At 34.1% G+C, this 20,658-nt stretch carries 20 protein-coding genes; 14 read left to right on the forward strand and 6 right to left on the reverse strand.

Annotated elements, in window-relative coordinates:
- The first annotated feature begins 45 nt into the window (after positions 1 to 45).
- From ACXAEY_RS25440 to ACXAEY_RS25450, 3 genes are all read left to right on the forward strand, one after another.
- Positions 46 to 1,002 (forward strand): thymidylate synthase, encoded by a 957-nt coding sequence (locus ACXAEY_RS25440; RefSeq protein ID WP_474816390.1) that lies wholly within the window; start codon positions 46 to 48, stop codon positions 1,000 to 1,002.
- A gap of 127 nt (positions 1,003 to 1,129) precedes the next feature.
- On the forward strand, positions 1,130 to 1,465 hold the full coding sequence (locus ACXAEY_RS25445) for a hypothetical protein (protein ID WP_474816392.1): 336 nt from the start codon (positions 1,130 to 1,132) through the stop codon (positions 1,463 to 1,465).
- On the forward strand, positions 1,449 to 1,802 hold the full coding sequence (locus ACXAEY_RS25450; protein ID WP_474816394.1) for a hypothetical protein: 354 nt from the start codon (positions 1,449 to 1,451) through the stop codon (positions 1,800 to 1,802). Before ACXAEY_RS25445 ends, ACXAEY_RS25450 begins: the two co-directional genes overlap by 17 nt.
- 32 nt (positions 1,803 to 1,834) lie before the next feature.
- Here ACXAEY_RS25450 and ACXAEY_RS25455 read toward each other — a convergent pair whose 3' ends face one another.
- The 4 genes from ACXAEY_RS25455 to ACXAEY_RS25470 form a co-directional block, all read right to left on the reverse strand.
- The gene (locus ACXAEY_RS25455; protein WP_474816395.1) at positions 1,835 to 2,248 is read right to left on the reverse strand and encodes a disulfide oxidoreductase; all 414 of its coding nucleotides are present in this window, start codon (positions 2,246 to 2,248) and stop codon (positions 1,835 to 1,837) included.
- A gap of 1 nt (position 2,249) precedes the next feature.
- Positions 2,250 to 2,918, reverse strand: coding sequence for a thioredoxin domain-containing protein (locus ACXAEY_RS25460; RefSeq protein WP_474816396.1), 669 nt, complete (start codon positions 2,916 to 2,918; stop codon positions 2,250 to 2,252).
- 90 nt (positions 2,919 to 3,008) lie between these two features.
- Positions 3,009 to 4,190, reverse strand: a complete 1,182-nt coding sequence (locus tag ACXAEY_RS25465; protein WP_474816398.1) for a D-alanyl-D-alanine carboxypeptidase family protein — start codon at positions 4,188 to 4,190, stop codon at positions 3,009 to 3,011.
- 363 nt (positions 4,191 to 4,553) lie between these two features.
- Positions 4,554 to 5,189, reverse strand: a complete 636-nt coding sequence (locus ACXAEY_RS25470) for a hypothetical protein (RefSeq protein WP_474816401.1) — start codon at positions 5,187 to 5,189, stop codon at positions 4,554 to 4,556.
- A 201-nt stretch (positions 5,190 to 5,390) separates the two neighbouring features.
- Here ACXAEY_RS25470 and ACXAEY_RS25475 point away from each other — a divergent pair, with 201 nt between their 5' ends.
- On the forward strand, positions 5,391 to 6,320 hold the full coding sequence (locus ACXAEY_RS25475) for a proline dehydrogenase family protein (RefSeq protein WP_474816403.1): 930 nt from the start codon (positions 5,391 to 5,393) through the stop codon (positions 6,318 to 6,320).
- 97 nt (positions 6,321 to 6,417) lie between these two features.
- Here ACXAEY_RS25475 and ACXAEY_RS25480 read toward each other — a convergent pair whose 3' ends face one another.
- A complete protein-coding gene (locus ACXAEY_RS25480; RefSeq protein WP_474816405.1) occupies positions 6,418 to 7,587 on the reverse strand; it encodes a hypothetical protein in 1,170 nt (389 codons plus the stop codon).
- Between the two features lie 171 nt (positions 7,588 to 7,758).
- On the opposite strand from ACXAEY_RS25480, the gene ACXAEY_RS25485 reads away from it, so the two are divergent.
- The 5 genes from ACXAEY_RS25485 (at position 7,759) to ACXAEY_RS25505 (ending at position 12,408) form a co-directional block, all read left to right on the forward strand.
- Positions 7,759 to 8,238, forward strand: coding sequence for a hypothetical protein (locus ACXAEY_RS25485; protein ID WP_474816407.1), 480 nt, complete (start codon positions 7,759 to 7,761; stop codon positions 8,236 to 8,238).
- 70 nt (positions 8,239 to 8,308) lie between these two features.
- Positions 8,309 to 8,980, forward strand: coding sequence for an MgtC/SapB family protein (locus ACXAEY_RS25490; protein ID WP_474816408.1), 672 nt, complete (start codon positions 8,309 to 8,311; stop codon positions 8,978 to 8,980).
- A 271-nt stretch (positions 8,981 to 9,251) separates the two neighbouring features.
- Positions 9,252 to 10,316 (forward strand): HesA/MoeB/ThiF family protein, encoded by a 1,065-nt coding sequence (locus ACXAEY_RS25495; RefSeq protein ID WP_474816411.1) that lies wholly within the window; start codon positions 9,252 to 9,254, stop codon positions 10,314 to 10,316.
- Between the two features lies 1 nt (position 10,317).
- Entirely contained in the window at positions 10,318 to 10,764 is a 447-nt protein-coding gene (locus tag ACXAEY_RS25500) for a hypothetical protein (protein WP_474816413.1), read from the forward strand.
- The gene (locus ACXAEY_RS25505) at positions 10,765 to 12,408 is read left to right on the forward strand and encodes a hypothetical protein (RefSeq protein ID WP_474816415.1); all 1,644 of its coding nucleotides are present in this window, start codon (positions 10,765 to 10,767) and stop codon (positions 12,406 to 12,408) included.
- On the opposite strand, the gene ACXAEY_RS25510 is transcribed toward ACXAEY_RS25505, so the two are convergent.
- On the reverse strand, positions 12,405 to 14,483 hold the full coding sequence (locus ACXAEY_RS25510) for a DEAD/DEAH box helicase (protein ID WP_474816417.1): 2,079 nt from the start codon (positions 14,481 to 14,483) through the stop codon (positions 12,405 to 12,407). The two genes, ACXAEY_RS25505 and ACXAEY_RS25510, sit on opposite strands and share 4 nt — an antisense overlap.
- Positions 14,484 to 14,625: 142 nt before the next feature.
- On the opposite strand from ACXAEY_RS25510, the gene ACXAEY_RS25515 reads away from it, so the two are divergent.
- From ACXAEY_RS25515 to ACXAEY_RS25535, 5 genes are all read left to right on the forward strand, one after another.
- The gene (locus tag ACXAEY_RS25515; protein WP_474816418.1) at positions 14,626 to 15,054 is read left to right on the forward strand and encodes a hypothetical protein; all 429 of its coding nucleotides are present in this window, start codon (positions 14,626 to 14,628) and stop codon (positions 15,052 to 15,054) included.
- Between the two features lie 156 nt (positions 15,055 to 15,210).
- Positions 15,211 to 15,477: a hypothetical protein gene (locus ACXAEY_RS25520; RefSeq protein WP_474816419.1), complete on the forward strand. Its 267-nt coding sequence runs from the start codon at positions 15,211 to 15,213 to the stop codon at positions 15,475 to 15,477.
- A gap of 178 nt (positions 15,478 to 15,655) precedes the next feature.
- The gene (locus ACXAEY_RS25525; protein WP_474816421.1) at positions 15,656 to 15,895 is read left to right on the forward strand and encodes a hypothetical protein; all 240 of its coding nucleotides are present in this window, start codon (positions 15,656 to 15,658) and stop codon (positions 15,893 to 15,895) included.
- Positions 15,892 to 18,393 (forward strand): phosphoadenosine phosphosulfate reductase domain-containing protein, encoded by a 2,502-nt coding sequence (locus ACXAEY_RS25530; protein WP_474816423.1) that lies wholly within the window; start codon positions 15,892 to 15,894, stop codon positions 18,391 to 18,393. The genes ACXAEY_RS25525 and ACXAEY_RS25530 overlap by 4 nt, the downstream gene beginning before the upstream one ends.
- Positions 18,394 to 18,696: 303 nt before the next feature.
- Positions 18,697 to 20,439, forward strand: a complete 1,743-nt coding sequence (locus tag ACXAEY_RS25535; RefSeq protein ID WP_474816425.1) for a coiled-coil domain-containing protein — start codon at positions 18,697 to 18,699, stop codon at positions 20,437 to 20,439.
- Positions 20,440 to 20,658 lie beyond the last annotated feature (219 nt).

Raw genomic sequence — 20,658 nt, forward strand, 5'->3', positions numbered from 1 at the left:
ATGAGCGGTTTTTGGATAGGGATTTTGGTAGAGGAGGGATTTAATATGAATCAAACTGATAAAGTTTATTTAGACCTATGTAGGTTTATCTTAAAGACTGGTACCAAAAAAGAAGATAGAACTGGAACAGGAACGATTAGTACATTTGGTTATCAAATGAGGTTTGATCTACAAGAAGGTTTTCCGATTTTAACCACAAAACGTATTCCTTTTCGTTTAATTATTAGTGAATTATTGTGGTTCTTAAAAGGTGATACGAACCTCAGGTACCTATTAAAAAATAATAATCACATTTGGGATGAATGGGGTTTCCAAAAATGGGTCGAATCTGAAGAGTATGATGGACCAGATATGACTAATTTTGGTATTCGTAGTCAAGATGACGAAGAATTTAATAAGATTTATAAGGAACAAATGAAAACATACCAGGATAAAGTAATGAACGATGATGAGTTTTCTAAGACTTATGGGGATTTAGGAAACGTTTATGGTAAGCAGTGGCGTTCATGGGCAGGTGCGGATGGACAAGTATACGACCAAATAAAATATATTATAGACGAAATTAAGCGTAATCCAGATTCGCGAAGGTTGATATGCAACGCATGGAGTGCTTCTGAATTAAAGGATCAGCAATTACCTCCTTGCCATTATGCATTTCAATTTTATGTGGTTGATGGCAAACTAAGTTGTATGTTTAATATGCGCTCGTCTGACGTTTTTCTCGGGCTGCCTTTCAATTTAGCCTCTTATGCCTTACTAACGCATCTCATTGCACTTGAATGCGACTTAGAAGTAGGAGAATTGATTTATACAGGTGCAGATGTTCATATTTATTCTAATCATGTTGAACAAGTTGAGACGCAATTACATAGGGAACCACGAAAACTGCCTATATTAGAATTAAGTCCTAATATATCTAGCATTTTTGAATGTGAAATAGAGGATATAAGATTAACTGATTACAACCCCCATGACTCTATTAAAGCGCCAGTAGCTGTATGACTTGAAGTCCATAGTATTCGCTATGGGCTTTTTTATTTATTAGGTTAGTAAATGTTTGATTTATAACTTTACCTCTAGTAAAGTTATAACCAGATTAAGAACTTCATGTAAAAGTGGTGTTACTCATATGAAATGGTTCAAGGCGGAACAAGTCTTAACCCTATTAAGTGAATTAGGGATCACTTCGTCTAAACAAGTTTTACAGAGGTGGATCAGACGTGGTGATATAACAGCAAGAGTTGTTAATGGAGGTAGGGGAAAAGGTGGTCGTTACTATGAGATATCATCTTATGAAATCGAGCGTTTTATTGAATCTAAACAACCGGCTTACTTTATATTGAAGAAGGAAATTATTAATGTGTTGTTGGTTGAGGACGAAAATCCTAATGTTAGATTAAAAAAAGCAAGAAAAGTCTTAGAAGAGGGTATATCGGGAGGGTATAGACATGGCGACAGTAATTGATTTTAACGAAATAAAAAAACAAAAAGAAATGAAACGTAAAAGGGAAGAGAAGTGTAGAACGATAAGCCTAGATGAAATTAGACATAGGGTTTTTGATCACATTTTTGATAAAGTTCAAGAAGAATATGACTTTGAAAATATCTCTTTTGCAAATAAAGTTCTATTTAAAGAGAATGAGGAAAATATGAAACAATTTATTAAAGAAGTGGCAGAAGCTTTTGATGTGAATATTACTAAGGATGAAGAGGAAGAAATGAGATTTGATGAATATGATAAGATTGGCGCAATATGGCAATTTATATCCTTTAAGGTTTTTGAAGAGAGAGGGTCGTTCTAGTAGAGATAAAGAGAATGTCACTGACATTCTCTTTATTTTTTTGAGGTTCGTAAAGCGATAAAGAAAAGGATTGATAACAAAAGGAATGCGATCAAGGAAAGGAAAGGGATTGTTATAAAGCCCATCCAATTAATATATTCACCATTACAAGGAACTCCAATAGAACATGATTCAAATGGTTTTACTGAAGGGATTTTTTGAAGTGAATAATGATAAATTGATATACCCAATCCAATCAAGCTAATTGGAAGAGAGTAAAAAATGATTTGTGAGTCCATTCTGTACGAAGCAATCCCTAAAACTAAAACTAATGGGTACATAGAAATTCTTTGATACCAACATAGTTCGCACGGAATATATCCCAAAACCTCACTAAAAAACAAGCTGCCTGTTGTAGCGATTATCGAGATCGCCCAACTGAAATACAATATAAACTTAAACTTCATTTTATTTATCCTCAATTAGTGTATTAATGTGTTCTTTTATTTTTTCATAGTTGAATGGGTCTTTTACTTTGCTGCCATTTATATAAATTGTTGGGGTGCTGTTTACACCAATACTTTTTCCAAAGGACTTATCAGTAGATACTTCTGTTGTATATTTCTCTTGGGAAAATTCTTTTTGAATTGTTGTAGTGTCCATATCAAGGTTGTATTTCTCAATTAATTTAACTAATTTGTCAGAAGAAGCCCAATCAGAATGCTCACTTCCTTGGTTAGAGTAAATAATATCAGCATACTTCCAAAAACTTTCGTCACCATACTGGTCGAAAATTAACTCTCCCATAGAAGCTGCCGTATAAGAATCTTCCCCTAGAAATGGATAGTTCATGAAATGGAATTTGACTTTACCTGTATCGATAAAATCCTTCTTAAGTTGAGGTAACACGCTTTGCTTCCAATATGCACAAGCTGGGCATTTGAAATCTGCGAATTCCGTTACGTTTACTAAAGCATCTTCTTCTCCCATTGAAGGTTGTTTACTGTAATCAATTTCGGCATTAGTAGAAGTTACTGCTGGTTCATATGTTTTAAGAAGAAATAGTCCAATCATGCAAACAAAAATAACAGTTACGATCGAAATAAAAAGCGAGATATTATTCTTTTTCTTTTTCAATAATTTACACCTCCATACATATCTTCTTTTAAATGTAGAGAATCCATCTTCGAGAAGAAAAAAAGTCCGCAGGATGAGCGGACATTAGATTCAAAGTAAACCTGTAAGGAAATTCAAAATGTTATTCGCGATAATACCGAACATGCCGAAAAATTTGTCTCCAAGGTCTCCTTTTTCTGTTGTTTCGCTTGTTATGATGTTTACTTCTTTTAGGACTTTTCCATCAAGAGAAATTATCTGTTTCCCCACAACTGTACCTTGTTTGACACCGCCTTCAATATAATTAGGCAGCTCAATGTTTTGTGTGGAAATCTTATCAATGTTGTTTACATTCACAATTGCTGTTAAGTCATTTTCTAAAATTAAGTTTATGCTTTTATGGCTGCTAGATTTATAAACAGGAACTTTTTCTGCTTTATCGTTTGCTTTGCCAAAGGTTACTGGTTGCCATAACTTATAACCGTAATTTAACAAGCGCATCGTGTCATATTGACGATTGAGATTGCTGGATGCTTTTAAATTTACAGAAAGTAGTTTTAATCCATTCTTTTCTGAGGAACCAATCATATTCCAAAATCCAGATTTGTAACCACTATGAAGACCTGTTAAGTTGTTATAGGTTCCAACCAAAGGGTTTTCATTCATTTGAGTGATTGGATGAGTTCTAGTTTTTGTAGTGTACTTTTCTAAGGTGTGGAATTTAAGTATGTCAGGGAACTTTTCAATATACGATGTAGAGAGGATCTTTAGATCACTGGCAGTAGATACGTCATTGGTTGATGTTCCATTTACTGATTTAAAATCAGTGTTTTTCATTCCTAAGTCATTAGCTTTTATGTTCATTTTTTCTATGAATTTTTCAGTTGTTCCGGAAGAATGTTCTGCTAAGGCAACTGCAGCGTCATTTCCAGATAAGATTATCATTCCTTTTAATACCTCTTCTAAAGTGTATTCTGTCCCTACTTCTAGGAACATTCTATTGCCTCCTGTTCTCCATGCCTTATGACTGATCTTTACTTTGTCCGTCAAAGATAGTTCGCCGTTGTGTATCTCTTCGGAAATGATATGAGCAGTCATGATTTTTGTTAATTCTCCAATTGGGACTTGCTCATCAATGTTCTTTTCATAAAGAACTTTATTGTTATTTAAATTAATCAAAATTGCTGAGTGAGAATTAATCTTAGGTTCATGCACTGTAACTTTATTTGATGCTGACGTAATAGAAGGCAATATTAACAGAATTGCTAAAAAGGAAATAATGTATTTCTTCAAATGAGACACCTCTCTTTTTATAAATTAGTTCACAAATAAAATGTGAAAACCTGTTAAAAATACAAAAAGACCAAATTATCGCTAATTGGTCTCTTTAAATTCTTGTATTGAGATTGTGAATCCTATAGAAGATAAGGTCTCTAACATGCTTGCGAAATTAAAGTCGTGCTTGGGCATAACCTTGAAAATTCCTTCACTAATGTAAAATGAAGAGGCTCTATAATAGGAAATAACCTTCTTGATTGTATGTGATTGGGTTTCTGTTGGCGGGGGAGTTAACTTAATAGTGATCATAATTTTCACCTCACTTTTCAAATGTATATCACGAAAAATGAATAGTGAAAAAAAGAGTTCTAAGTGTTCTCAATACCCTTCAGAATATTTTTCAATAACTTTATTCACAGCATTGAAGTATTTTTCTTTACTCCAAGAGCCGTAGGAAGGGTGAGGGACGTTATCGATAAATTCCCAACCAGGGTCGTCTATATTTGCTAAGCGACAAAACTTTTGCGCAAATTTGCCACAAGGTACAAAAGTTAGTTTTCTACCTGATAGCGTATCTAACCTTTGAATGAATTTTTCTAATATCCAATCTTGTACCACCTTTTTTTCAGACTCTTTAAAATGGTCTTTTTCATTACGCGTTCTGATATATTCAATAGTTTTATACAATTCGATGTGTGCGTCGCTAAGTGAGTCAAGCGCTGATTTTTGCATTGGAAATTGGCAAATGTTCATGATTCCTAGTTTTTTGATTCCTGGATGTTTGTTTGATTCGTATTTTAACAATCTGCCTAGAGGAGTTTTAGTATCAGGTGAAACTAATTTTCTTGCCATTGCGGTTCCTGCTGTTCCACTAACTGGAGCAGAAAACTCTAGTTCTTTCTTGTGAGGACTTTCTAAAATCAGGACAAGGTTTGTTTCTGAACTAATTAAGTCATCTATTTTATATGTATTCAATAATTCTTGTAGTTGGTTAGTTATCTTATTATTCTCCAATGTAATACCCCTTTACTTTTTTTACTTTTAACAGTGTAGTTTAATAGAGGGTTTATAGCAAGTAATGCTTGAGAACAGATACTAGGTTACAAACTTGTGAAAATCATTGATTTTTACAAAAAATGTGCTATTTTGCAAACAAATGAAAGGGCTTACACAAAAGTGGTAGTAACATGTTATTAAAGAATGTGGGGTGGTACTTTGGAGGCGATACTAAGGAAGAGTTTTTTATTCTTATCTAGCAACAAATATACAATCCAGTTGGCTAAGAAATATGGATTCAAATTTGGAGCTAAAAAATTCGTTGCTGGTGCAACTATTCAGGAAACTGTAGCTCGTGTAAAAGTTCTTAATGATTCCGGATTGTTGGTGACTTTGGATCATTTAGGTGAATTTGTTAGTTCAGAAGTAGAGGCTAAGGAGTCTACAGAACATTGCGTGAAAACTTTGGACGCAATAAAAAATCACAATTTAAGAGCAAGTATGTCTGTGAAATTAACACAATTGGGGTTAGATATATCTGAAGAAGTTTGTCTAGAGAACATGAAATACATAATGGAGAAAGCTAAAGTGAATAACCAATTTGTCAGAATCGATATGGAGGATTATTCGAGAAATGAAAAGACGATCTCCATTTATAAACAATTAAATGCATTATACGAAAACAACATCGGGTTAGTAGTACAAGCATATCTTTATAAAAGCTTAGACGATTTGAGACATTTGAATAGTTACAAAGCTAATTTGAGAATTTGTAAGGGTGCTTACAAAGAAAGCAGTAGTGTTGCTTTCCCAAACAAAGAGGATGTAGATAAGCAATTTGTACAGATGATAGAGAACCATTTGCGAAATGGGAACTTTACTGCAATTGCTACACATGATGAGAAAGTTATAAATCATATAAAACGGTTTGTAAATGATAATAAGATCAGTGAAGAGAATTACGAATTTCAGATGTTATATGGCATAAGAGAAGATCTCCAGGAAAACCTTTTGAAAGAAGGGTATAGGGTTAGGGCTTATGTTCCCTATGGTACAGATTGGTTTGGTTATTTTATGAGGAGATTGGCAGAAAGACCAGCGAACGTGATGTTTGTGCTTAAAGGCGTTTTGAGAAAGAGAAGAAGGTAACGGTAAACGTTACCTTCTTCTTATGTTTAGTATATGTTATGTGTATGTTTGATGTGTGTTATGTACATGTAAAGTAGTGGTATAATAAATGCGTTTTTTACATTCTTAACGCAGTATCTTCTCGATAACGCATTGTTTCAGACCTTTCGATCATCTGTTGGTATAGCCTGGTTTTGCGGTCTTCTTCTGCACTTTCGGTTAATATTTCAAATACATCTTCTGACTTCCCTTGAGACTTCCTTTTTTCTTTTGCGATCTTTTCTCGTTCTTCATCAATCACGCGGTAAATTTCCATAACTTTGGGGTGGAGTAGACCAAGATCAATTAACTCGTTAACATTCTGAGCTGATATTGGGCAGCATCTAAAGAATTCCATGCCACTTACAGAAACCGTGCCACTTAAAAAGGAGTATCCATCGTTAGACAATGTTTCTACTTGTTTTTTTTGTCCTTTTTTAAGTTCAAAGGAGTTTAAGTTAGAGTCCATATGTACTCCATCAAAGTATAGGTTATTCTTATACACCGTAATAATATGGCTTTCATACTTGAAAGGTTCAGTGGTATTGAAAGTTATTTTATCATCTGTAAAAAGGTCTATAAGGGTGGCAGTATTGTCACTAGACATCTTGTACGCAAATGCTAATCTTTTGATGATTTTGTTAGAGAACATTGAGTCTATATCATAGCTAGGATCTCTGTCCCTGATTTTGAAAGTACCGATACCGTCAAAGCTATATGTAGAATCTCCTGTATCCTCCAGAACAGAAAGCAATTCTGATTTATATTTTGTCATTTTATCTTCGGCGATTTGTAATTTCATTTCGTTAATCTTATATAAATTAACGATTTCGTCAAAATCTTTATTAACTAGAATTTCTAACAGCCTAGCATCACAGGCTTCTTGCTTTTCTGATATAAGTGCGGACGGTTTTTTTGGGTATAGCTGCAAAAAATGTCCGCTGGGTATCGAATAGGGACTTATTTCAAATCTTGACTCTTGTTTTTTTGATACATTGACAGCTAGAGGTAATTTCGACTCATCTTCAAGTAAGTCATAAAAGTCTTTGCGCCACTTCCAAATCTTATTGGGCGGTTTGATCTTAAAGACGTAGCCATTCTTGTTGACCACGTTGGAATCGATATTTTGTGTTTCCTTATGAATCTTATCTCTAAGCAAGCTTCTGTAAATAGATTTTTGTCTTTTTCGTTCTTGCAGGTCTGGATATGCTTCTGTGATTAATTGCTTTAGTTCGTCCAATTTGCTCATCTATTACACCCTTACTAATGTGGATTTAAATTATATTATCATATAAAAAAAATAAACTGAATGGTATTATGGTTTTGTGAGTGAATATATTATTAACTTTTTATATATTATTCGATAATTGTTAAAGGTTAAAAAACCACATTGATGAATAAACCAATGGGGGTGAAATTTGTGAAAAAGAATATTCTTCTTAAAAACGTTAAGGCTTCTAAGACGCTTGTTAAAGAAATTGAAGATATAGACGATAAGATTGATTTTTATCATTCTGAACCGATTCAAAGTCCGATGTCTGGGTTATTATCTACATTTTTCAATGTTTCTTTATTGTCTGCATTTGTTACGTTGTCTACTATCTCATGGACAGTATTCTTAGCTGCGCCTGTAGTATTTTTATTTATTCGAGGGACAATAATGACGAATAAGTTGAACAAAATAATGTTAAAGAGAAAAATGCAAAAACATGAGTCAGATATAAATATGATGTTGAGAGATAAAAATGAAAAGATGATTGAGTTGACCAATCTATCAATTCTAGAAGAAAAATACCTCTCTGTGGATACTTTGGACAAATTTGAAATGTATTTGGAAACAAATCAAGCTTCAACTTTGGAAAAATGTGTTGAGTTATATAAGGATGAAAAGACTGCATAAATGTTAAAGAAATGACGGATAAAAAGCGCTCAAAAAGCGTTTTTTATTTTTAAGGGGAATGGAATGCTTTATGGAAACTATAATAAAATTACTCATATCTGCTTTACTAGGTACTATCTTTGGATTAGAAAGAGAAGTTAAGAAAAAGCCGGTGGGTTTAAAAACAAGTTTGGTTTTGACTGTAGCGAGTTGTTTATTAACGGTAATTTCGCTTGAAAGTGCAGAAACGCTAGCAGATCAGTATATTAGACCCATGGATCCTCTTAGATTACCAGCACAGATAGTATCAGGAGTTGGGTTTATTGGAGCTGGTGCTATTCTCATTAAAAATGACGTAGTATCAGGTTTGACTACTGCAGCAATGATATGGACATCAGTTGGTATTGGAATTGCTGTAGGGACCGAATTTTATCTAGAAGCAGTAGCTACAATCACATTAATAATGGTAGGTGTAAAGTTGGTTCCTTTTATTCTGAAAATATATGGTCCAAGTGTATTGAGGGAAAGAGAACTAAGGGTTTATATCAAGGTAGAAGGTAGAGAGAACAGGGAAGTTCTAAAAGAGCTTAAAGAAAAATCCATTCTAATAAAGCATCACTCAGAGGATAAAATGAAGGTAATAGGAAATATGGTAGAAATGACAATCACAATATCTGTAGATAGAAGTAGGTATACAACAGATGTTGTTAACGAGATATATGAAATTCAGGGTGTTTCTGCAGTTGATGCACAAGCATATTAGGAAAACAGTACCTTATAGGTGCTGTTTTTTATTTTTAAATATAAGAATCAATATTTAATCTTTTTGTTTTACTTGGGATAGGTCAATAAAATAATTAAATTTATTAAATACATATATTTTGTTATAATAGTTTTTGTTATCTGTTTTTCCACTAGCAGGGATAACTGGTTAATCATACTAAATAGGCTATCGTATAGAATATTATTGCTTGTAATTAGTGTTATTTTTGTATTACCAAATAGATTACTTTGTATTAAAAACAGGGTGATTCATGGGTAAGGAGATGTTTACCATTAGATATATAAAACAAGAGCTGTTTTCTCCTTTGAGTAATAGCTCTGAAGTCTTGAGAAAGAAAAGAGTAGCTATAGTAGGTTTGGGTGGATTGGGCAGTCATAGTTCTGAATACATAGCGAGAATGGGCGTCGGGGAGATAGTCTTAATTGATGATGATATTGTTGAAGAAAGCAACTTGTCGCGGCAAGGCATCTATAATAAGTCTGATGCTGATCTTAGTAGACTCAAAGTGGAAGTAATAAAAAATGTCTTAAATAAAATATGTCCTGAAACTATGATAGAGACTTACCCTAAAAGGTTATCAAAAAAGGATGCTAATTCAATGTTGGCAGGAGTAGATTTAATTATCGATGGTTCCGACAACATGTTAACCAGGTACGTATTAAATGATTATTGTTTAGAAAATAAAGTCCCTTGGATATACGCATCAGCTACCAATAGCGTAGGGACAATAGTTGATTTTATACCTGGAGAAACACCTTGCTTTAAATGTGTCTTTGGTGAAGTGAGTGAAGATGGTGCTAGTTGTGACAGAGACGGAGTTTTTCTGCCTGTATTAACGACTATATCCTCATTGCAGGTGACTGAGGGAATAAAGGTATTGATGGGTTATAAGACTTCAAGAAGTGAGTTTAGATATAACGTTTGGACTAGAGAAGAAACCTCTATTAACTTAGAAGCATTCGAAAATGAAGACTGTTCGTGTTGTACCGGCGAAGGTTATCATTATGAACCGAAAGTATACATTCTTTGCCGTGGAGACTCTATTCAAGTGAATACTAGATTGAGTTTAGACGGGTTTATTGAAAAATTTAGCGGTCATGGTTTTACTGTCATAAGCGATCCAAAAGTAAAGAGAGACAGTTTTTTAATTGAGATGATTTCGAGTGATGAAGTGAAAGAATTCCAAGCGATTACTTCTCGAAAAGAGCTAGCATCATCACGATTGCAAAGGATTGTCGGTTATAAAAATGGGAAGGTAGTTTTCTATAATATAGCTCAGAGTAAAATAAAAAAATGGTTTAATGAGGGAGCATAAAATGAGTGAACGAAGTATTAATCTAGTGATACAAGATCATACAGGTGATAGAAAATTAAGGTTGAAATGGAGTCAGTACGAGGACATAGTAGCAAAAGATGAAGATGAAAGAGTTCGCCAAAAGAAATTAGTCGATGAAGAGCAAACAAAAATAAGGGAAATGTTTGAGGGATTGCAAAAAGAAGGCTATAGATTTTTTAGTGTTAAAAAAATACTTGGGTTCATTCCGAAAAAAGGGAAAGAGGTTAAAAAATACGACCCTAATTTAGGAGAATTGATTTATCAGTTACCTGAAAGTAAAGGGTTGGAAAATAAAACTCTCATTATTGAAGAGGTTGAAATGGAGCAACCTAATAAATATGAAGAGCCAAAAAAATTCAATCCAACCAATCAAGAAATAGAATCTGGTCGAGACTATATAGCAACAAAACCAATGAGAGCAGGATAAGTGAATAACATGGTGAGAAGAGCTGTTAAAAACAAAGCAAACATAAAAGAACAATTGGCGTATCTTCGCACAATTAAAGAAGAGGCTTTTGGTGATTTTAGAGGAGTTAAACTTGGACTTGATCTAAATTTGACTTTTTATTTCGGGGATTTAATGTCATTCGAATTGATGAAAAAGTTTAATGAAGTTGACGAATACTTTTTTACGGAACGTGGGGTTATTGAAGAACTGGGAGACATTATGGATTCGACAATTGCTCGTGAAGGTGACGATTTTTCTCTAAAAGAGTCGTTGTACGCAGAAGCGAGATTATCAATCGTAAGTGATTATATACGGAACGTAAGGAAAAAAGAAATAAGAGTCTATCCATCCGTTGCCCAAAGGAAAGAGAAAGTTTTTGATAATGCTTTTTATCGGGCGAAGAAAGAAATTGATGCTTTTTTTGAACAACGAGATATTAGGTATTGTGAAATCAGCGACATAATTCCAATTTATGAATTAATAGTCAGAGATAATGGGCGTTTAGTGCACCTTCATTATGGTAGGTCAGGTACAACAATATCCGAGAACTCTTCTTCTTTAGAATTCATTGAGTTCGTTTGTAGAGAAAGAGAGGAGTTTGAAGAAAAGTCTCGCTATGTACAGAAACGGAAAGGTGAATTGTCAAAGCTTCGCAAAAGGGTTATTGATCTAGGGGGCAATATTTCGGAAAAGAGTGTACTAGCAGGAGAATTGATGTTTTCTGATTTTACTCTCATGGATAAGAAGAAAGAGGAGTTGGGGCAAGAGTTGGACTCCCAGGAACGAGCTTATCATAGAACGATCGACTTTTTTGAAGAACTGAGCTCAAGAAATATTTATCTTCCTGAAGATGTGGAGATATTTGTAGAGAGTAATATGGTTTATTATGGATATTATCAGTTTGATTATGGTAAGAGTTCTGTATCAGAATTGATGCATGGATTGAGTAGTTATTTAAAAATTGAAGGGTTTGTGGAGACTGTACAAATTGGACTATCTCAGAAAGAACTCTTGAATACTATTATCTTTAAGGATAACTATCTATTAATTAAATCTAAAGTCAGACGCGATAGATATAATTTGGGATCGCGCATCTCAAGACCTTATGAAGAAGTGAAAATCGGTTTACAAATGGTTGGTGCTGCTTTGTTAAGGGATACAGGTGAACAGGTTTTGACTCCAGAAGTTGTTGTATATGAAATACTAGAAAAGATAAGGGAATATCAGAGTCAATATGTTCAAAGTGTGGAAAGGGCTAGAAGTATGTTAATGGCGGTTCTTTCTGAAGGTGAGGAAAAGTTGTTAATAGATAATCAAATTACCGTAATCGAAGGTAAGGAGAACTTTTTTGCTCTTTTAGATGGACATCGTTATAACAATGTAGTCAAGGTACCAAAAGAGTTAAAGGATGTAAATGATATCAAAGCGCTTTGTACGCATCCGGAAGATTTGAATGTCCCAATGTACGATGGACTTGCTTCTATCGTATTATCGGTTAAAAGTGGTTGTGAAAATGATGTTCTAGATAATAGTAACGAATTCAGTTTATCAGAGAAGGTAAAAAAGAAAGTATTAAGGGTTGTAGAAAGTGTTACTGAAAAAAGGGAATTGGCACAAGCCTAATTCCCTTTTTTGTTTAGAACGTCTTGTATAAGTGCTTCATTCATTTTATCTTTAACCTTTTTTAATGCTTCTTCTTCGTTCGTGTTTTTTTCGACGACATCGGTAATGTCTATTTCTTGACGCTCCAACTTTTTTAGTTTCGCTTGGTCTACTCCCCCATCTGTAACCAAGTTGTAAATGTATACTTGTTTATACTTTGAGCCTAAACGGGTAATTCTACCTTTTCTTTGATCATACGTAGAAAAGTCGTCTGGTAGCTCATAATTAATAAGATAACAACCACTCTGTAGGTTTACTCCAAAATTACCTGCGTCTGTTGCGATTATAACTTTAGAAAGAGGGTCGTTCTGAAAATGCCAAGCAGCTTTTGTTCTAGTTGAGCAGTTCTCTTTAAAGGGACACTCAATACAGGAAAGGTTTTTAGAATCCTTCTTTTGTTGTTGTAGTGTAGTTTTCCATTTGCAACCTTGCTTGGTCTTACCGGTATAAGTTTCGATTCTAGTGGTTGTCTTCTTCTGTGAATTAAATAATGAGGTTAACTCCCGGTTGATTATTTGAGCCATTTGTTCATATTTAGTGAATATGACAACTTTTTCATCTTTGCTGTTTGTGATTTCATCAACCATATCAACGAGTCTTTCTAATTTTGGAGGATTCTTATACTTGTGAGGCTTACCATCTTTAGTCTTGCCAAGTATACGCTTTGTAAGTTGTGACTCGCTTCGGGTCAAAAGTTCTGGGGAGTCGCAAACTGCCAATAAGTAATTGATCATTGCTTTAGATAATGTATCCAGCTTTTCTCTAGTTTCATCATCTTTAGCTTTAGAAAGTTTTTCTTGAAGGTCGTTAAGGTGTTCTTTAATTTTTATGTATAATTTAGATTGTTTGTTGTCCCAATTTACAACAACTGTGTTCTCGATCTGCTGAGGCAATTCATCGGAGACCTCTTCTGTTGTTCTTCGTAACATGTAAGGAGATATAATTTCTTTCAAACGACCTTTGTTTTTAGCATACTTTATTTCAGGAACCCATTTGGGAAGAGCATTTTGGTTTAACCCGTAAACTAAGAATTGTTCAGAGAATGAATTCCATCTTTGTTTAAAAGACATCTCTTCGTTAGCTAAAATGTTTGGAGAAAGATAATCAATTAAAGTGAAGATATCTTGAATATCCTTTTGTATAGGGGTGCCAGTCATCAATAATTTGAAGGGAGGGTGGATTTGACGAATAACTTTGGATTTTTGAGTATCGGGATTCTTGATTTGGTGTGCTTCATCACAAATTATCATGTCATAGTTAATGTTATTAATAAATTCTAGGTCATAATAATCTCCGAATAAGATTTTATTTTTCTTTTCCTTTTGGCTATATTTCTTTCCTATTCGCTCTTTTTCTATTAAAAGATCATAGTTTACAACTGTGTAAAAGTTTTCTGGTAGTGCAGCCAACTCATATTGTTGTTTGCGCTTCTTTTTATTGCCATCTATTAGAATGACATTTTCATTTGTGGTCTTTTCAATCTCTTGAATCCACTGAGATTTCAAAGTGGCGGGGACTACTATTAAGCACTTGTTTATCTTACCTAATGATTTTAAGTGACTGCTTATTGCTAAGCCTTCTATAGTTTTTCCAAGTCCCATCTTATCAGCTAATAACCCACCGTATATTTGAGCTCTTTTACCCTTGAGAGTGCTCGCCCAACCTACAGCAATCTTTTGAAAATCGAAGGGAGTTAAATTGAGGTAAGGGGTGCTGATTTTTGGAGGTATCCTTTTCAAAACATCATTTAAAGTTTCTTCTTCTCGCTGTAGGAAATGAATAGTATCTTTTCTTTCCTTCGATGTATTCCACTTTACTTTCCGACCTAAGATATTGTCCAACTCATTTTTTGAGTGCTTTGGTAGGATCCACTTATTTGGTACAACATCGTCCCACTTAGCTCCCTTTATCTTTGATATATTACGCCACAAAACCTTATCGAAAGGGTGGTCAATGATTAGTGACTGCAATTGAGGGCTATATATTACGGTTACATAAGATACGGGTTTGGTCATGTTTATTCCATTTATATTCACATGGAAAAACCTCCTTAAAATTTATTTGAAACAGTATATTATATAAAAAAAAGAAATTACAGGTTTGTAAGAATTGAAAATTAGAGAGGAAATTAATAAAATAATTTAAATTTAATGAAAATAATAAAAGAGGAGTGGAGATATGAAGGTTATTAAAATGAAAAGGTTCTGGCTCTTTATAATATTACTATTTGCTATCATTTTCCCTTTTGTGTGGGAGAAACCATTACCGTATGAGATCGGAAAAAGCGACCTATCGGGAAAATCTGGAGGGTTTAATTTGCATGTAAAGGGTGGTCCATCAGAACAATTCATTAGCGTGGATGTTTTCAATAAGGAAGATGAGAAGGTAGGTAGTTTTAGTAGTGAAGAAGTCATTTCCTCAATTAGTGAAGTGATAGAAAAGGAAGAAAAAGTAAACATTACATACAAAAGCATTCAACTGAATGATCAGAATGAATTCTTTTTAGTGTTCGAATCAGTTGATAACAAAGAGTTTACATATCCACTTATTGTAACGAGTTTTCGGACAGGCTCTTTCTCCTTAAAACCTCTACATATTAATCAGTAGTTCGAGTGATTGTGAACTCTCCGATAGTAACCATGGAGTTAAGTGTTTTCCATCGTGAAAGTCCGTAATAGTGAAGAAAAAATAACCTAGTTTTTCCCCATTTTTTAAAACAGATATTAATATTAAGAAAAATTGATATGAAAAGGGGATTTTATTATGGAATTAACAACATTGAAGTCGATGGAGTCAGAAATTTTTGAGGCAGCTAAACTTCATTTAGGTAATGATGTAATGACTAGCGATTTGGATTTGGATATGACTTATAAGGGATACTCTTCAGGTCAATTCATCTTTCAAACCAAAGATCTGAAAGATGAGGATGATGTAATTGTAAGAGTAAATCCATACTTAATGATGGTTGAAGTTGAATGGAAAAGATATAAAGGCATGCCTTTTTCATTGGGAAGTATGGTAAAGAATTAACAAAAAATAAGATATTCATGTAGGAGAACACATATTTCATATGTGTTCTTTTTTTAATAAAAAATAATTTCAATTACCGTACTTGATTAGTAACAAAGGGTTGGAAATTTAAACAATTGTAGGGTATCTGTGTTAGAATCTGAAAAATTCAATGCTAAAAACAGAGGAGTGACCAGAGATGCAATACATTACTTGGTACGAAAGTGAAAACGCTCTACATATTGAGGACTTATTAGATGAAAATTGTATGGAATATGAATTTATTGAAACTCCAGCATGGATTAAAGAGAAAGATATTATGATTTGCAAAGATTGTTTTCAAATTAACGAGACGAACGAGGGAATAGCTAAATTCATGTCTATTAGTGACATTCCAAGCGAAACGCAAATATTCAATAAAGAAGGTGTCTTACTGTGAGAGAACAAATAGATTTCTTTCAGATGATGGACGAGCAAGGTACGGAGAAACAAAAAAAGCAATATAAAAAAATTGAACAAGAAGCGAAAGGAGATCCGATTGAAATTATCATTGAAAAGTTGGTGATAGCTTACTTAGATGATTACAATAATCGACCGTGGGTGGTTGCTTTTAGTGGAGGGAAAGATTCTACTGTCTTAGGTTATTGTGTTTGGAAGGCATTAGAAAGAATTCCTAAAAGCCAGCTATCTAGAAAAGTCTATTTTATTACATCTGACACAGGTCTTGAACATCCTAAGATGGTGCGTTACATGAATAAAAATATCGTCACCATGAACAAGGTCGCAAAAGAAGAAGGTTTAGACTGTGTTGAGGCACACTTAGTCAAACCCGTTGTCACCAGTAGTAAAAATCACCGATTTGGTCCAAGAGTAATAGGTAAAGGTAATGTATTGCCTACACCTAAAAAAGCACATCGCTGGTGTACAGAAAGCTTCAAAATAATGCCTAGTGATCACTTCCTTGAAGAGACAGTGAGGGATTTTGGTTCAATTACAATCTTTTTAGGGGTTCGAGAAAGCGAATCTGCTCAAAGGGCAAAAACAATCAAAAAGAATGGTGATGCTGAAAGGTTCATTTTTCCTAAAAAAACGGAAGGGAAGAAAAAGTGGATTGAAAGATATGAATCCCATCCTATTAAGCATTTATCTGACGATCAAGTTTGGAATACGCTTCGAAAAATAAAGAAAATGCCTTGGGGTCTTCGATACCTAGAATTGCGGTCAATGTATGAAGGGACTGGAGAATGTCCTGTTCAAATTGATAAAGCTGCTAGTAAATCGTGCGGAGGAAACAGTAGAAATGGATGCGTAGTATGCATGATGCCAAAAGACGATGAGATGCTGGCTGCTTTTAAGGAGAAAGGTGAAAAGTGGGCAGATCCAATAATTAAACTCAGAACGTTAATTCGCGACTCTATTTACGATGCTAACTTCCGTAAACCGATTAATCATTGGAAAAAGCTAAAGATAGGGTGGTTTAATCCCTTTCAACATGATTCGATTCAAAAGAAAGAGGAGTACACAAAGGCTAACAAAGGAAAAGGGAGTAAACAAAATGTAGAAAGGTATTTTGCGCAGTTAAATGAGGACAAGGATGCATTTGAAAACAATACGGAGTCTCTATGTCATGGTGGGGAACCTGTATATCCGGATTTGTCTCTTGCTAGTTATAATTTAAAAGCTCGTATATTTTTATTGAAGAACACCTTGTACTATCAAGAGCAAGCTGGAATGGAACTGGTTTCTCCAGAGGATGTCGAGTACATTAAACAGTGTTGGAAAGAAGAATTTGGTTGGGAAGAGAACTCTGCAGATCTAACACCGGAACCAGTAGAACATATTGGATCATTGGTGTTGAATCCAGACTACACAATTAACGAAAAAGATACAGACATTCCGAATCTGGTTATTTATTCAGAAGGAATGGACGGGAACGGGGAATCTCTTATAAGTTTCCCAGAGCATAAAAAGGGTAGCAAAAAGAAAAAGAAAGAAAAAATATTGAATGTTGATAAGACTAAGGAAGAAAACTACGTCTTTTATGTAACAAGAGACTGGGGCGGAAACGAAAAAGAGATTTATGAAAGCATTAATAAATCTGAAATGAAAACTGGAGAGGTTATCCCATACTACTGGATGCCTACTGCTAGTTTTGAATCTGAAAAAATGGTTCACTGGAATACGGTAACTTTTATTGTGTATCGGAAAAATATTAAAACCTATAAAGAGGCTTGCCAATACGTTGATAATTTCATTTCTAAATCAGATGATCGTATTGAGGAAGTACCTGATTGGGATAATATTTTCTGGAGAGTATACGGTGGGAAATCGCCATTAGTGGCTAGAAAAGAGATTTTATTAAGTGGTGACGATCCAAATATGATTCCTGATAGCTTAAAAAGGCATGTAGGATTGCTCACGGAAGAATTAGAGATTGCTCAAGTGATTCGTGAAAGCGTTGGAGATAGTTTTTATGTAACTGACTTTGAGAAAGTTAATAAAGTATGCAAAGGTCAGTTGTGGAGTGAGGTATTCCAAAAATTAATTAAAGGATTATCTCCTACACAAGCCAGGACGTTCATAGTCAAGAAAGGGTATATTCCTCAGAGTGTTCCGGACGAAATAAAGGAATTCGCTGGATTGAATGATGAAATCTTAGAAAGAGCTAATTTCTTCAAGAAGAGAGGGTTCTCGGAAGAAGAAATGAGAAATTTCTGTCCTGAAGAGACTAAGGGTTTGTTGATGCAAGAAGGGATGCATCCTAATAAAGTACCTGAAAAAATTAAACAATATGCATTGATTAGTGACAAAACCCTAATGAAAACTTATTACCTCAGAAAGAACAATGTCAGTAAGGAGAATATTATTAGTGAGTTAGAGAAATATGAAGAGCTCATTGATCTTCTTATTGAAAAGGAGCAACAAAAGGCTGTATAAATTAGAAAATAATCTATTTAGAGGATAGACTCATCAGTCTGTCCTTTTTTATTTTAGATGAATTTAATCCTGTTGTTTATTAGAAGAGACTATTTAACGCAACTTTGATATAAATGGTCAAAAATGTTGAAAAGAAAAATGAATTATACTAACCTCTTAAAAATTGTATTCCACTTGATTGGAGTATGTTTTTAATTTGACAAGTGGTGCTGTGTATAGGGGCTTTCCAATTTTAGATTACGACGTAGAAAGTGTTAGGTAGATACCTGAATATTGAGGGGGTTTTAAAGGGGGGGAGAATAGATGTCTGATTTGTTTCGTTTGATACGTAGAGATGTAGAACGTACAAAACCAAAAAAAGATATGCAATCGAATCTTGATGGGTTGCTTCTAGGTGAGGAAGAAAATCAATATAAACAAAAAGCTGAACAACGTAAAAACATCCCAGTAGAAGACGATGTTTTTGATAAAGAAATTGGATTCGAGAAAGAGCGAATTGACCGACTGAGCGATGTAGAAAAATTAAACATGCAAAAGTTGAATAAGAAACCTATTAAAACACAAAATCAAGAGCTTAAAACAGAATACTTAAATATATATGATCGTGCTGAAGAATTGAATTACGATTTAGAAAGAAAACAAAAACAGATTAATGATATGCAATTAGAAAAGCATTCGATAAATAAGGAAATCGCTAAGTTAAGAACGTTCATCCGTAATATCGCTTATATGTTGCCTGGAGGTACAGAAATAAAACAGAAATTAGAAGCGTCGGGTTGGAGAATCCAAGATATACAAGAAGCATACATAAAGCACGTAGGTCTATTAGTAGATCGATTGAAAAAGATCGATGCAGTTATTGAAGAAGAAACGAAAAAGACTTCTCATGAAAATAAATTGTTAAAAAAGAAAATGACGCAGTTTGAAGCTATGCTATTAAAACTTGAAGAAGAAATGGAGGCTCAAGCTTCAGAAGCGCCGGTATTTGAGAAGTCCAATTCTTCCCAAAGTAAAAACGAAGTGAAAAGTTCAGCACCATCAAAAGATGGTAAAGAAGAAGATAGTAATTCAGAAGATCAATCTATATTTACTGCGGAAAGCAAGATTAATTCATCCGACTCGACTACAGCTGAAGAGGTAAAGCAAAAACCCGTTGAGAAAGCTAAGTCTTTGTCAGCTAGGCTAGAAGAGATGAAGGGTGACTTTGATGAAGAAGAAGATTTAAGTGCTGGAGATGAAGAGGATGTAGATGATAGCTATGAGATCATTAATATAGAAAGGTATTTAGAAAATCTCTCAGATAGTAAAAAATACATAATTGAAGTGATAGGTGCTACAGGGATATCCAGAAATAGTGAGCTAAGAGAACATATTGAAAATGATAAAGAAGTGGGAAGTCAGATTTATGTTAAGGGTAATAAGTTCAAGAATCAGGACATGTCATCTGATGTCAAAGCTTTGAGAGATGGACAATTCTTAGAAGACGAGAAGATAAAATTAGGTGGTAGAGGTGGTCACAACTTCTTAGTTTATGAGTTGAGTGATATTGGAAAAGCTGCATACAAAAAAATAACAGGTAAAAAACCGGTTATATCGGAGAAGAGGGTAATTGTAAAACAACATGCTAGTTTAGAACACGGTTATCTAATCAAAGACTCTGCTAGAAGTTTCAGTCAACAAGGATATACAGTGTATACAGAAAGAGAAGATGTAAGTGTGAAATTGCCTGAAGGTAAGAGAAAAGACTTTGATTTTGTGATTGAGAAAGATGGTAAGAAATCGTATATTGAGGTTGAAAGAGGTACTCATTCTAATGAAGACTTTTTCGATGCTATGGATAAGATCTTTAAAATCACAGGTGAATTTTACTTCATTGCTCCTAATGAGGAAGTGCTCTATGGGAAGACGAAGCGACAATTCTTCATGTGGATAACAGAACGACAAAATGGTATGGAGAATGTAAAAGGTAAGATAACAGTAAACTTTGCAAAATTTGAAGATATAAAGAAGATGAAAAAAGAACCTTGGGAAACGATGCCTCTATAGAAGTAATAGTGAGTTCTCAATAGGAACAATAGATTATCTGTTGGAAAGTTTATATAAGCAGCAAATGGTCACAAGGAAAAACCTTGTGACCATTTTTTCGTTTGTTTTGAGATTATCAATTGGTAATGAAAACGGAAATAACGAATGGCATTTTTTGTTAAATTATTCACGTAAAAACTTGATTTTTTCCTTTTTATAGATACATTCATTAAACGAGTG

It is taken from the genome of Anaerobacillus sp. ABA4_114 (assembly GCF_056159065.1).